The following is a 12,697-nucleotide window of genomic DNA, read 5'->3' on the forward strand; positions in this document are numbered from 1 at the left end:
GAGCCCCGCGGCGACGAACCCCCCGACGGCAGGGTCAGCGACCCACCACATCCTGATTGTCGACCGGCCGCTCGGGCGCCACGGCCGCGGGCCGACGGAACCTGTCGGCCACCCGCAGGGCGACCGGCTCGGTGAACCGCGCCGTGAGCGGCCCGACGACGACCAGAATCAGCACGTACGCCGTGGCCAGCGGCCCGAGGGACGGCTCGATACCGGCGGTCACGGCGAGCCCCGCGATCACGATGGAGAACTCGCCGCGGGCCACCAGCGCGCCCCCGGCCCGCCACCGCCCCTTCACGGAGATCCCCGCACGCCGCGCCGCCCAGTACCCCGTGGCGATCTTCGTCAGCGCCGTGACGACGGCCAGCGCCAGCGCGGGCAGCAGCACCGGCGGGATCGTCGCCGGATCGGTGTGCAGCCCGAAGAAGACGAAGAACACCGCGGCGAACAGGTCCCGCAACGGCGCGAGCAACGTGTGCGCGCCCTCGGCGACCTCCCCCGACAACGCGATGCCCACCAGGAACGCGCCCACCGCCGCCGACACCTGGAGCTGCTGCGCCAGCCCGGCGATCAGCAGCGTCAGCCCGAGCACGACCAGCAGCAGCTTCTCCGGATCGTCACTGGAGACGAACCGGGAGATGTGCCGCCCGTACCGCACCGCGACCACCAGCACCAGCCCCGCCACCCCGAGCGCGACGGCCAGCGTCACGCTCCCCGCCGCGAGCCCGGTCCCGGCGAGCAGCGCGGTGACCACCGGCAGGTACACGGCCATCGACAGGTCTTCCAGCACCAGGATGCTCAGGATCGTCGGCGTCTCCCGGTTCCCCAGCCGCCCCAGGTCCCCCAGCACCTTGGCGATGACACCGGACGACGAGATCCAGGTGACCCCCGCCAGCACCACCGCCGCCACCGGTCCCCACCCCAGCAGTACCGCCATCGCCGCACCCGGCAGCGCGTTGAGCGCGGCGTCGACCAGTCCCGCCGGGTAGTGCGTCTTGAGGTTGGTCACCAGATCGCTGGCCGTGTACTCCAGGCCCAGCATGAGCAGCAGCAGGATGACACCGATCTCGGCGCCGACGGCGACGAACTCCTCACTGGTCCCGAGCGGCAGCAACCCGCCCTCACCGAAGGCCAGCCCGGCGAGCAGGTAGAGCGGGATGGGCGAGAACCGGAACCGCCCGGCGAACCGCCCCAGCAGCCCCAGGCCGAGGATGAGCGCGCCGAACTCGATCAGGAAGACGGCCGAGGAGTGCATCCCGGTCACTCCCGCCCGAGTATCGCGGCGGCGGCCTCCACGCCCTCGCGGGTGCCGATCACGATCAGGGTGTCACCGCCCGCCAGCCGGAAGTCGGGCCCGGGGGACGGTATGGCCTCGGCGCGCCGCAGCACCGCCACGATGGACGCGCCGGTCGCGGTCCGCATCCGGGTGTCGCCGAGCAGCCGCCCGTTCCAGTGCGAGACCGCCGACAGCCCGATCCGCTCGGCCACCAGCCCGAGGTCGGTGGTGGACAGCAGGTTCGGCGTGTGGTGGGCGGGCATCAGCGCGTCGATCAGCGTGGCCGCCTCCTCGGCGGTCAGCCGCACCGACAGCGCGCAGGCGTCCGGATCGTCCTTGGCGTACGCGTTCAGCGTGCGCTGCCCGTCCCGGTGGGCGACCACCGACAGGTGCCGCCGCTCCCGCGTCGTCAGGTCGTAGCGGACGCCGATCCCCGGCAGCGGCGTACTGCCCAGACGTGGCGCGCCCATGGCGGACCCCCTTCTCAGGCGGGTCAGCCCGACGGCCTCCCGCGTGCGGTCTGTGCGGGATCATCCTAGGCACGCCCCTCCACACCCCGCTGACCTGGGACGGCGGCCAGCGAGCCGTGGGTCACCGCACCGTCGGAGTGGCGCTCGGCGACGGCGTCGTGGTCCTGACGTCCAGATCGGGCCGCGGCGTCAGCACCACCACCGGCGACCCCGGCTGCGGCGGGGGCGGCGTGAGCTGCTCCTGCGGCAGCTTCGGCGGAGCGGTCTGCTGGAAGTTGACCTGGTCGTAGTTGACCATGCCGGTCTTCTCCAGCACGGTGATGTGGTCGAGCACCGTGTCGTTGGCCTGGTCGGCCAACTGCCGGACGAGCGTGTTCTGCGTACTGGCGCGGATCTTCGCGATCGCCGGGAAGATCTGGCCGTGCGTGACGCGCATGATGTTGGCCGCGGTGGAGTCGAACTCCCTCCCCGCCTTGGACTCGATGGTGGCGACGAACTGCTGCTGCTGCGGGGTCGCCTGGTTGGGCAGGACGATGCCCAGCTCGGGGGCGATCTTCCGGCAGGTGGCGTCCAGCCCCGCGTGGCCGACGACCAGGTGCTCCCCGGCCTCCTTCATCTCCGGCGTGGTGCCCCGCTCCATGGCCAGTTCACCGAGCGGGTACTCCCACAGCCCGGCCGAGCGCACCTTGACCACGAAGTCACGGTCGGCCTCGGTCAGCGGCCCGTACCGGGTGTTGGCGATGATGCGGCTGGTGTCCGACGCGGTCTTGTCGATGCCGAGCACGGCCGGGTACGCGAGCGCGGTGAGCGTCAGACTCAGCGCTCCGCCGACGAAGACGGTACCGACCATATTGCGCGACAAGCGCATCGTGCCTCCCGAAGTGAACAGCCCGGACGCCAGGGAGTACGGATGCGGCGGGCGAGGCAGTCACCGCCAGCGGCAAAACTTGCCGGTAACCGGTGTGGCGTCGGTCACAGAAACCACGCCCTCCGGAGCCCGGCGTACAGTGGCGCCCGTGTCGACACCCCAGGTCACCGCCGCCGATGTGCACGCCGCCGCCGCCCGTCTGAAGGGCGTCGCCCACCGCACCCCGGTGCTGCGCTCCCGCACCCTGGACGCGCTCGTCGGCGCCGAGGTGCACCTCAAGTGCGAGAACCTCCAGCGCGTCGGCGCGTTCAAGTTCCGCGGCGCCTTCAACGCGGCGTCCCGGCTCACCCCCGACCAGCTCGCCCGCGGCATCGCCGCCTACTCGTCCGGCAACCACGCCCAGGCCGTCGCCCTCGCCGCCCGCGAACTCGGCACCACCGCGGTCATCGTCATGCCCGAGGACGCCCCGCGCTCCAAGATGGCCGCCACCGCCGGGTACGGCGCCGAGATCGTCACCTACGACCGCTACACCGGCGACCGCGCCGCCATCGCCGAGGCCCTCGCCGCCGAGCGCGGCCTGAGCCTCATCCCGCCGTACGACCATCCGCACGTGATCGCCGGACAGGGCACCGCGGCCCTGGAACTCCTGGAGGAGACCGGGGAACTGGACGCGCTGGTCGTCCCGGTCGGCGGCGGCGGGCTGATCGCCGGGAGCGCCACCGCGGCGAAGGACCTGTACCCCGGTATCCGGGTGATCGGCGTCGAACCGGAGGCCGGGGACGACACCAAGCGGTCCCTGGAGACGGGCAGCCGCGTCACCGTCCCCGTGCCGCGCACCATCGCCGACGGCCAGGCCATCACGACACCCGGCGAACTGACCTTCGCCCTCAACCGGCGCCTCGTCGACACCGTGGCCCTCGTCTCCGACGACGACATCCGCGTCGCGATGCGGTTCGCGTTCGAGCGGCTGAAGACGGTCGTCGAACCCAGCGGCGCCACCCCGCTCGCCGCCCTGCTCACCGGCCGGGTGACCCCGACACCGCGCCGCGTCGGGGTGATCGTCTCCGGCGGCAACGTGGACGCGGACCGCTTCGCGCGGCTGTGTGGCGAGGGCACCTGACGGACCGTCCCCCGAATGGCGCCCCCCGCTTGACAGGCGGACGATGGAGGGACGGAGGCGGGGCCACCGCGATGCCAGTGGGGGCAGCCGGACGACCGGTCCCGCGGCCGGAAGGGAGAGCGTCATGCTGGAGGTCAAGACGCTGGACAAGCCCGACGAGCGCCGCGATTTCCCCCGCGGGCACCTGGAGGCGGTCCACCTGACGGGGCTCGACTTCGCCGTGGCCACCTTCGAGCCGGGCTGGCGCTGGACCGAGTCCGTGAAGCCGATCGCGGGCACCGACACCTGCCAGGTCCACCACAACGGCTACGTGGTCAGCGGACGGCTGCACGTCGTCATGGACGAGGGCGGCGAGGGCGAGGTCGGCCCCGGCGACGCCTTCGTGTGCTCCCCGGGCCACGACGCCTGGGTGATCGGCGACGAACCCTGCGTCGTCTACGACTTCGCCGGACAGATGGCCCAGGAGTACGCCAAGGCCGACTAGCGCCGCGCCACCCGCACACCGCACCGGCTCACACCGGCAGCAGCCGCGCCACGATCCCGCCCAGTTGACGGGCGTTGCGGCACTCGTGCATCTCCACCAGCCCGGCGTACTCGGGCGCGGCGGAGTCACCGGTGCCCCACAGTGCGCGCGGCTCCGGGTTCAGCCAGTACAGGCGCCGGGCCCGCCCGGCGATCCGCCGTACGGCGGGCAGGTTCGGGTCGCCCATGTTGGTGCGGGCGTCCCCGAGCACGAACACCGTCGTCCGCGGGCCCACCGCGTCGCCGTACCGCTCCGCGAACTCGCCCAGGGCGACGCCGTAGTCGCTGCTGCCGTGCCAGCCGGTCAGCGTCGCCTCGGCGCGGATGCGGGCGCCGAGACCCTCCGGGTCGGCGGTGCCGCGCGCCAGCAGCCCGGTCACCTCGTCGACCCGGTTGACGAACGCGAACACCCGCACCTTGCTGAACTGGTCGTGCAGCGCCTGCACCAGCAGCATCGTGAAGTCGGAGAACCCGGACACCGAGCCCGACACGTCGCACAGCAGCACCAGTTCGGGCCGGGCCGGACGGCGCCTGCGCAGCACCGGCCGCATCGGCACCCCGCCCGTCGACAGCGAACCGCGCAGGGTGCGCCGCAGGTCGACGCTGCCCCGGGCGGCCCGGCGACGGCGGGCGGCCAGCCGGGTGGCCAGCTTGCGCGCCAACGGCTGTACCGTACGGCGCAGTTCGGCGACCCGGTCGCGCCCGGCGTACAGGAAGTCCACCCGGTCCGCGGTCGGCGCGATCGCCCGTCGCGCGATCTCGTCCCGCCCGCGCCGCTCCGCGACCCGCCGCCGCGCCTCCGCGGCCACCTGCCGCCGGAACACCTCGATCCGGGCCCGGATCTCGTCGTCCAGCAGCCGGTCGGTGAACCCGGGCGTGCCCGCCCGCATACTCCGCCGCACCTGCGCCAGCAGCGTCTGCGGCCGGATTCGCTCCAGCGTCTGGTACGACGAGAAGCCGTCCGAGCCCGGTGAACTCCCGTACCCGCCGAAGCCGTCGACGGCCTCCGCCGCCAGCCGCCCGAGCAGCTCGGTGTCGCCCGCGGCGAGCGCGGCGGCCAGCCGCTCCCGCAGGTCGTCCCGGTCCGTCGTACTGTGTTGCGGCCCACCGACGCCGCGCGGGAAGTACAGGTCGAAGACCGGGTCGAACACCGGCCGCTGCGCCGCGGTGTGCAGCAGCGTCGCCGCCAGCCCCTCGCGCAGCAGCTCCCGGTCGGCCAGCCCCAGCGCCGTCACCGCGCGGGCCGCGTCCACGGTCTCCCCGGTGCCGACGCGGACGCCGTGCGCGCGCAGCGCGGCCACGAACCCCGTCAGCCGCCCGTCGAGACCGTTGGACCCCTCGGGAGCCACCCCGGTCACACGGCGTCCAGGTCGAGCTTGGCCGCCGCCTTCGCGATGTCCTCCTGGTGCTTGAGGACGACGCCCAGGGTGTCCCGTACCACCTGCTCGTCGAGGGTGTGCGCGCCGAGCGCGAGCAGGGTGTGCGCCCAGTCGACGGTCTCCGCGACAGAGGGCGCCTTGCGCAGGTCGAGGGCGCGCAGCGCGCCGACCACCCGGACCACCGACTCGGCCAGCGCCGCGTCGACGCCGGGCACCTTCAGCCGGACGATCCGCCGCTCCAGCTCCTCCTCCGGGAACCCGATGTGCAGGAACAGGCAGCGGCGGCGCAGCGCCTCGGACAGCTCGCGGGTGGCGTTGGAGGTGAGGACGACGAACGGGCGGCGGGTCGCGGTGACCGTGCCCAGCTCGGGCACGGTCACCTGGAAGTCGCTGAGGACCTCAAGGAGCAGGCCCTCCACCTCCACGTCCGCCTTGTCGGTCTCGTCGATCAGCAGCACCTTCGGCGCGTCGCCGCGGATGGCGGTGAGCAGCGGGCGGGGGAGCAGGAACTCCTCGCTGAAGATGTCGGTGCGGGTCTCGTCCCAGGTCTCGTCGCGGCCCGCGCTGATCCGCAGCAACTGCTTGGCGTGGTTCCACTCGTACAGCGCCCGGGACTCGTCGACGCCCTCGTAGCACTGGAGCCGCACCAGCTCGGCGCCCGCGACCCGGGCGACCGCCTTCGCCAGCTCGGTCTTGCCGACGCCCGCCGGGCCCTCCACGAGCAGCGGCTTGCCGAGCCGGTCGGCGAGGAAGACGGTCGTGGCGACCGCGGGGGAGGCCAGATAGCCGGTCTCCGCGAGCCGGGCGGAGACATCGTCGACGGAAGTGAACAACCGGCCCTCCGGGCGTCGCGGTGAATGGTCCGCCCCTATCCAAGCGCTTGTTCACCCCATCTGTCACGGGGTTGCCCGCTCACCGGAACGCGGCCACGTACCGCCGCGCCCAGTCCGCGAAGGCGCGCGCTGGCCGTCCGAGGACGCGTTCCGTGTCGGGGCTGAGGCGCCGCTCGGCCGGGGTCGGCGCACCGAGGATGGTGAGGGTCGTCTCCGCGACCGGCTCCGGCATGAACGCCAGCAGCCGCTCCCTGGCCTGCTCCCGGGTCAGCTCGACGAAGCGGACCGGCTCACCGAGCGCGTCCCCGAGGGCGGCGGCCTGCGCCCGCGGCGTGATCACGGCGGGGCCGGTCAGCTCGTAGCTCCGCCCGGCGTGCCCGTCCTCGCGCAGCGCCACGGCGGCGACCTCCGCGATGTCGTCCGGGTCGACGACGGGCAGGCCGACGTCGGCGAACGGCGCGGCGACCGTCCGCTCGGCGCGGACCGACGCCGCCCAGGCGAAGGCGTTGGACGCGAAGCCGCCGGGCCGCAGGACCGTCCAGTCGAGCCCGGACTGCCGTACGGCGTCCTCGATGGCCCGCGCGACGCCCCCGTGCGAGGCCGACTCCGGGCGGGTCGTCACCCCTTGCGAGGAGAGCAGGACGACGCGCTCGACGCCCGCGGCCTTCGCGGCGCCCAGGATGCCCGGCGCGTCGAGCAGCTGCGCGCTCGGCCCGCCGTTCTGGAGGAACAGCGCGTCGGCGCCCTCCAGGACGGGCCGCAGGCTCTCCACGTCGGTGAGGTCGGCGGGCAGCCGCCGTACCCCGTCCGGCAGGTCGGCGTCCGCGATCCCGCGCGAGGTCGCGGTCACCGGCGCACCGGCCGCCGCGAGGGTCCGTACCAGCGAGCGCCCGACGTTGCCGGTCGCCCCCGTCACCACGATCATGTCCAACTCCCCGGTGGTCGTTCTCGGTTGACGCGGGGAAGCTAGCATCGTGGGGATAGTGGGTACCTAGGGGAAAGTGACTACCTCAGAGGGGACGCATGACCACCGTCGACCGCGCCGATCCCGAACTGGCCTGCCCCATCAGCCCCGTCGTGGACATCGTGTTCAGCCGCTGGACCACGCCGATCCTGTGGTCCCTGCACACCTACGGCCGCCAGCGGTTCGTGGAACTCCAGCGCGGGATCGCCCACATCACCCCCAAGGTGCTGACCCAGCGGCTGCGCCAGCTCGAACGCGACGGGCTGATCACCCGCACCTACCACGCCGAGGTCCCCCCGCGCGTGGAGTACGAGATCAGCGACCTCGGCCGCAGCCTCGCCCCGCTCTTCGCGCACCTCGCGGAGTGGGCCACCAGCCACCTCGAGGAGGTCGAGCGGGCCCGCCGGGAGTACGACGGCGACTGAGCCGCCCGTGACTACGCGTCCCCGGCGGCGAAAGGGCCGTCCGGGGCGAACGCCAGCCGGGCGAAGCGTTCGCCGATGCGGCGGTGGGTGGCGGCGTCCGGGTGCAGTTGGTCGGGCAGCGGCAGTTCGGCGGCGTCGGACTCGCCGTAGAGGTCCCGGCCGTCGAGGTAGTGCAGGTGCGGGTCGTCGGCCGCCCGCCGCTCGACGACGCGGGCCAGCTCGTCCCGGATGACGGTCAGGGTCAGCTTGCCCTCCACGGTCTGCGCCGGGTCGCCCGTGGCGCGGAAGCTGAGGCGTCCCTCGGCCAGCGCGGAGAAGTCGTAGCCGGTGGGGCCCGGGGTGTCCTCGTGGATGGGGCACAGCACCGGGGAGATCACCAGCAGCGGCGCGTCGGGGTGGCCCTCGCGGAGGGTGTCGAGGAAGCCGTGCACGGCCGGGGTGAAGGCCCGCAGCCGCATCAGGTCCTGGTTGACGACGTTGATGCCGATCTTGACGCTCAGCAGGTCGGCGGGGGTGTCCCGCAGCGCCCGCGCGGTGAACGGGTCGAGCAGGGCGCTGCCGCCGAAGCCGAGGTTGACCAGCTCCACGCCCGCGAGCCGGGACGCCAGCGCGGGCCAGGTGGTGGTGGGGCCCTCGGCGTCGGAGCCGTGGCTGATCGAGCTGCCGTGGTGCAGCCACACCCGGCGGCCCCGGTCCGGCAGCGGCTCCACCGGGGCGTCGGTGCGCAGCGCGACCAGCTCGGTGATCTCGTTGTGCGGCAGCCAGATCTCGATGTCCTTGGCGCGCTCCGGCAGCCCGGTGAAGCGGGCGGTGCCGGGCTCGCCGGGCCGCAGCTCGGTCTGGCCGGTGCGCATGTCGACGGTCACGGTGTGGCCGCCGGTGACCGTCGTCCGTCCGGCCGGGGAGCCGTCGACGAGCAGCTCGTAGACGCCGTCCGGGCGGGGTGGGGCGCCCGCGTAGGCCCGCTTGGTGGGCAGGGTGTCCAGCTCCACGGCGGTGGCCCGGCTGCGGAAGGCCAGCCGCACGCCGGAGGGCTGGGACTCGGCCATCTCCAGTTGTGGGTCGGTGTTCTGGGCGCGGGCCCTGGCGGGCAGCCGGTGCGGCAGCAGGCCGTGCACGGTGCGCTCCAGGTCGAGGGCGCCGCGCAGCAGGTCCGCGGTGAGGGGCGTGGTGATCCAATGGGGGTGCTCGGTGCGCATCGTCTCAATCCGTTGTGCCGGGGGTGCCGGGACCGGCCGCGGGCCAGTTCCGCAGCAGGGCGTCGAGAACGTCCAGGACCCGGTCCCAGCTCTCTTCCGAGGAGGGCTGGCTGTGGCTGAAGCCGCCCGCCGCCTCCAGGCTGACGTAGCCGTGGAAGACGCTGCCCAGCAGCCGCACGGCGTGGGTCTGGTCCGGTTCGGTGAGGTGGTAGCCGCGCAGGATCGCCCGGGTCATCTGGGCGTGCCGGACGCCCGCGCTGGCGGCGGCGGTCGCCGGGTCGAGCGGGAGCCGGGCGGCGGTGTAGCGGCCGGGGTGCTCACGCGCGTAGTCGCGGTAGACGTGCGCGAACGCGGTCAGGGCGTCCCGGCCCGCGCGCCCGGCGAGGGCCTCGGCGGCGCGGTCGGCCATCTCCTCCAGCGCGAGCAGGGCGATCCGGGTGCTCAGCTCCTGCGAGTTGCGCAGGTGGGAGTACAGGCTCGCCACCTTCACGTCGAAGCGCCGGGCGAGCGCGGAGACGGTCACCTGGTCGAAGCCGACCTCGTCGGCCAGCTCCGCCCCGGCGCGCGTGAGCAGCTCCGGGGTCAGTCCCACACGGGCCATGGCTGATGACGCTCCTCTCCTCGGACGGGCCGAGTATGCATTTGCCTAAAGGTATTAGGCAAATGCCGAGAGGGGCTCCAACGGGTCGCTCAGTCGACGAGGACGACCTCCAGCACCCGCGGCCCGTGCACGCCCTCCACCCGGTCCAGCTCGATGTCGCTGGTCGCGGACGGCCCGGAGATCCAGGTCAGCGGGCGCAGCGGGTCGAGGCGGGGCAGGGCCAGCGGCACCGACGGGACGACCTGTTCCGGCACCCGTACGACACAGATGTGGTGGTCCGGGACGAGGGTGATGCGGCGGCGGCCCTGGTCGGGGGAGCCGTCCAGCACGATCGTGCCGGTCTCCGCGATCGCCACCGCGCACCCGGTGACCACGCTGTCCACCCGGTCCAGCTCGGCCGCCGTGCTCTCCGCCCGGTCCTCGACCCGGCGGACCTCCGTCTGCGCCAGCCAGCCCGCGTCCAGACCCGGCGGGACCAGCACCGACTCGGCGCCGCGCCCGGCGAGCAGCCGGGCGATCAGCGCGGGCAGCTCGGCGCGGGCGCAGCGGTGCACCAGGGCCCGGTAGTCCGCGAGGTTCTCGGCCAGCAGGTCCACCGTCCGCTCGACGCTCCGGTCACCGTGCTCGGTGCGGTAGTCCCGCGCGACCGCCTCCTCGTACGGCGTCCCGTCGCGCGGCACGTCCGCCAGCGCGCGCCGCACCCGGCCCAGAACCCGTTCCCTGCTGCTCACTTGGCGTCCTTTCCGCCGTTGGTCCGCTGCCACCAGTCCCGGAACGGCTCGACCGGCACCGGCGGCAGGTCCCGGGTGCCGCTCCACGCCCGGCCGGGACCGGGCAGCGAGCGCGGGTGGAAGCGCCGGGTGCGGGAGGCCAGCCGCTGCCCGGTGCGCAGGGCGCCGGGGTGGGCGAACGTCCAGCGGGCGGCCCGCATCGCGGCGCGCTCGGCGGCGTGCCCCTTGGCGGGCTTCAGCACCACCTTGTTGCCCTCGCGGGTCACCTGGCCGCCCTGCGCGACGCGTTCCCGCAGGTGCACCAGGACCTCGGGGATGTCGATGGCGACCGGGCACACGTCGTAGCAGGCGCCGCAGAGCGACGACGCGTACGGCAGGGAGGCGTCGATCTCGCTGCCCGTGCCCCGCAGTTGGGGACTGAGGATCGCGCCGATCGGCCCCGGGTAGACCGAGCCGTAGGCGTGGCCGCCCGCCCGCTCGTACACCGGGCACACGTTCAGGCAGGCCGAGCAGCGGATGCAGCGCAGGGCCTGGCGGCCGACCTCGTCGGCGAGGGTGTCGGTGCGGCCGTTGTCGAGCAGCACGAGGTGGAAGGCGCGCGGGCCGTCCTCGTCGGAAGTGCCGGTCCACGTCGACGTGTACGGGTTCATCCGCTCGGCGGTGGAGGAGCGCGGCAGGGTCTGGAGGAACACCTCAAGGTCCCGCCAGGTCGGCACCACCTTCTCGATGCCGACCACCGAGATCAGCGTCTCCGGCAGGGTCAGGCACATCCGCCCGTTGCCCTCGGACTCCACCACGACCAGCGTGCCGGTCTCCGCGACCATGAAGTTGGCGCCGGAGATGCCGACCTTGGCGCGCAGGAACTTCTCCCGCAGGTGCAGCCGGGCCGCCTCCGCGAGTTCGGCGGGGGCGTCGGTGAGGCCCTCGGGGGCGGGGCGGCCCCACTCGCCCATCTCCTCGCGGAAGATGTCCCGGATCTCGCCCCGGTTGCGGTGGATCGCCGGGACCAGGATGTGCGAGGGCCGGTCCCTGCCCAACTGCACGATCAGCTCGGCGAGGTCGGTCTCGTAGGCGTGGATGCCCGCCGCCTCCAGGGCCTCGTTCAGCCCGATCTCCTGCGTCGCCATCGACTTGACCTTGACGACCTCGGACTCGCCGGTCGCCCGGACCAGTTCGGTGACGATCCGGTTGGCGTCCTCGGCGTCGGCGGCCCAGTGGACGACGCCGCCCGCGGCCGTCACCGACTCCTCCAACCGCTCCAGGTAGCGGTCGAGGTGGCGCAGGGTGTGGTCCTTGATCCGCTTGCCCGCCTCGCGCAGCTCCGCCCAGTCCTCGACCTCGGCGACCGCAGCCGCCCGCTTGGCGCGGATGGTGTGGGTGGCGTGCCGCAGGTTGCCCCGCAGGGTGGTGTCGCGCACCGCCTCGTGCGCCGCCTTCGGGAACGACGGCATCCCGACGAACGTCCCGCTCATACGGCCGGTGCCTCCTCCGTGCTCGCCAGGATCTCCGCCAGGTGCACCGGACGCAGCTCGGTGCGCAGCCGGGTCATCGTGCCCCCGAGGTGCATCAGACAGGAGTTGTCGGCCGCGCACAGCACCTCCGCGCCCGTCGACTCGGCGTTGCGGACCTTGTCGGCGCCCATCGCCGCGGAGACGTCCGCGTTCTTCACCGAGAACGTCCCGCCGAAGCCGCAGCACTCCTCCGCGCCCGGCAGCTCCACCAGCTCCAGCCCCTTCACCGCCTCCAGCAGCCGCCGCGGCCGGTCCCCGAGCCGCAGCCCGCGCAGCCCGTGGCACGTCGGGTGGTAGGTCACCCGGTGCGGGAAGTACGCCCCGACGTCCGTCACCCCCAGCACGTCCACCAGGAACTCCGTCAGCTCGTACGTCTTCGGCGCCACCGGCGCCACCGCGGTCGCCAGCGAGGTGCCGCGCCCCTCGGCGCGGGCCCGCTCACCCATCCGCGGGTACAGCTCCCGCACCATCGCCGCGCACGACCCGGACGGCGTCACGATCGCCTCGTACTCCCCGAAGACATCGGAGAAGTGCCGGGCCATCGGCTCCGCCTGGTGCCGGTAGCCGGTGTTGTAGTGGGCCTGCCCGCAACACGTCTGGGCCATCGGGAAGTCGACCTCGACGCCCAGTCTGGTCAGCAGTTTCACCACGGCGCGTCCGGTGTCCGGATAGAGCGTGTCGTTGATGCAGGTCATGAACAGGGCGACACGCATGGCGGCTCCTCGTTCCTCGGTCATCGGATGGGTGCAGGGTAGTGCGGGTGGGGCGGCCGGGGGAGACCGCGCCCACCCGCCCGGC

General features: G+C 73.5%; 14 protein-coding genes. 3 read left to right on the top strand and 11 right to left on the bottom strand.

Going from position 1 to position 12,697, the window contains the following annotated elements; translation table 11 throughout:
- Positions 1 to 34 precede the first annotated feature (34 nt).
- The 3 genes from ACFQZ6_RS32000 to ACFQZ6_RS32010 form a co-directional block, all read right to left on the bottom strand.
- Positions 35 to 1,255, bottom strand: a complete 1,221-nt coding sequence (locus ACFQZ6_RS32000; RefSeq protein WP_381616267.1) for a cation:proton antiporter — start codon at positions 1,253 to 1,255, stop codon at positions 35 to 37.
- Between the two features lie 5 nt (positions 1,256 to 1,260).
- The gene (locus ACFQZ6_RS32005; RefSeq protein WP_381616270.1) at positions 1,261 to 1,746 is read right to left on the bottom strand and encodes a cation:proton antiporter regulatory subunit; all 486 of its coding nucleotides are present in this window, start codon (positions 1,744 to 1,746) and stop codon (positions 1,261 to 1,263) included.
- Between the two features lie 121 nt (positions 1,747 to 1,867).
- Positions 1,868 to 2,614 (bottom strand): DUF4142 domain-containing protein, encoded by a 747-nt coding sequence (locus tag ACFQZ6_RS32010; RefSeq protein WP_381616272.1) that lies wholly within the window; start codon positions 2,612 to 2,614, stop codon positions 1,868 to 1,870.
- Between the two features lie 148 nt (positions 2,615 to 2,762).
- Here ACFQZ6_RS32010 and ACFQZ6_RS32015 point away from each other — a divergent pair, with 148 nt between their 5' ends.
- Both ACFQZ6_RS32015 and ACFQZ6_RS32020 read left to right on the top strand, forming a co-directional pair.
- Positions 2,763 to 3,734 (top strand): threo-3-hydroxy-L-aspartate ammonia-lyase, encoded by a 972-nt coding sequence (locus ACFQZ6_RS32015; protein WP_381616275.1) that lies wholly within the window; start codon positions 2,763 to 2,765, stop codon positions 3,732 to 3,734.
- Positions 3,735 to 3,858: 124 nt separating this feature from the next.
- Positions 3,859 to 4,218: a cupin domain-containing protein gene (locus ACFQZ6_RS32020; protein WP_381616277.1), complete on the top strand. Its 360-nt coding sequence runs from the start codon at positions 3,859 to 3,861 to the stop codon at positions 4,216 to 4,218.
- 28 nt (positions 4,219 to 4,246) lie between these two features.
- On the opposite strand, the gene ACFQZ6_RS32025 is transcribed toward ACFQZ6_RS32020, so the two are convergent.
- From ACFQZ6_RS32025 to ACFQZ6_RS32035, 3 genes are all read right to left on the bottom strand, one after another.
- On the bottom strand, positions 4,247 to 5,614 hold the full coding sequence (locus ACFQZ6_RS32025) for a vWA domain-containing protein (protein WP_381616280.1): 1,368 nt from the start codon (positions 5,612 to 5,614) through the stop codon (positions 4,247 to 4,249).
- Positions 5,611 to 6,468: an AAA family ATPase gene (locus tag ACFQZ6_RS32030; RefSeq protein WP_381616282.1), complete on the bottom strand. Its 858-nt coding sequence runs from the start codon at positions 6,466 to 6,468 to the stop codon at positions 5,611 to 5,613. The genes ACFQZ6_RS32025 and ACFQZ6_RS32030 overlap by 4 nt, the downstream gene beginning before the upstream one ends.
- A 79-nt stretch (positions 6,469 to 6,547) precedes the next feature.
- A complete protein-coding gene (locus ACFQZ6_RS32035) occupies positions 6,548 to 7,393 on the bottom strand; it encodes an NAD(P)H-binding protein (protein WP_381616285.1) in 846 nt (281 codons plus the stop codon).
- Positions 7,394 to 7,491: 98 nt separating this feature from the next.
- Between ACFQZ6_RS32035 and ACFQZ6_RS32040 the strand changes: the two genes are divergently transcribed.
- Positions 7,492 to 7,857: a winged helix-turn-helix transcriptional regulator gene (locus ACFQZ6_RS32040; protein ID WP_381616288.1), complete on the top strand. Its 366-nt coding sequence runs from the start codon at positions 7,492 to 7,494 to the stop codon at positions 7,855 to 7,857.
- 11 nt (positions 7,858 to 7,868) lie between these two features.
- On the opposite strand, the gene ACFQZ6_RS32045 is transcribed toward ACFQZ6_RS32040, so the two are convergent.
- The 5 genes from ACFQZ6_RS32045 to ACFQZ6_RS32065 form a co-directional block, all read right to left on the bottom strand.
- Positions 7,869 to 9,056 carry a GDSL-type esterase/lipase family protein gene (locus ACFQZ6_RS32045; RefSeq protein ID WP_381616291.1) on the bottom strand — a complete coding sequence of 396 codons (1,188 nt, stop codon included), beginning with the start codon at positions 9,054 to 9,056 and terminating at the stop codon, positions 7,869 to 7,871.
- A gap of 4 nt (positions 9,057 to 9,060) precedes the next feature.
- The gene (locus tag ACFQZ6_RS32050; protein WP_381616294.1) at positions 9,061 to 9,657 is read right to left on the bottom strand and encodes a TetR/AcrR family transcriptional regulator; all 597 of its coding nucleotides are present in this window, start codon (positions 9,655 to 9,657) and stop codon (positions 9,061 to 9,063) included.
- 89 nt (positions 9,658 to 9,746) lie between these two features.
- Positions 9,747 to 10,388: a LutC/YkgG family protein gene (locus tag ACFQZ6_RS32055; RefSeq protein WP_381616296.1), complete on the bottom strand. Its 642-nt coding sequence runs from the start codon at positions 10,386 to 10,388 to the stop codon at positions 9,747 to 9,749.
- Positions 10,385 to 11,860 carry a LutB/LldF family L-lactate oxidation iron-sulfur protein gene (locus tag ACFQZ6_RS32060; protein ID WP_381616299.1) on the bottom strand — a complete coding sequence of 492 codons (1,476 nt, stop codon included), beginning with the start codon at positions 11,858 to 11,860 and terminating at the stop codon, positions 10,385 to 10,387. Before ACFQZ6_RS32060 ends, ACFQZ6_RS32055 begins: the two co-directional genes overlap by 4 nt.
- A complete protein-coding gene (locus ACFQZ6_RS32065) occupies positions 11,857 to 12,612 on the bottom strand; it encodes a (Fe-S)-binding protein (protein WP_381616301.1) in 756 nt (251 codons plus the stop codon). Before ACFQZ6_RS32065 ends, ACFQZ6_RS32060 begins: the two co-directional genes overlap by 4 nt.
- Between the last annotated feature and the right edge of the window lie 85 nt (positions 12,613 to 12,697).

Source organism: Streptomyces flavalbus (assembly GCF_042674625.1).
Lineage (GTDB): Bacteria > Actinomycetota > Actinomycetes > Streptomycetales > Streptomycetaceae > Streptomyces > Streptomyces flavalbus.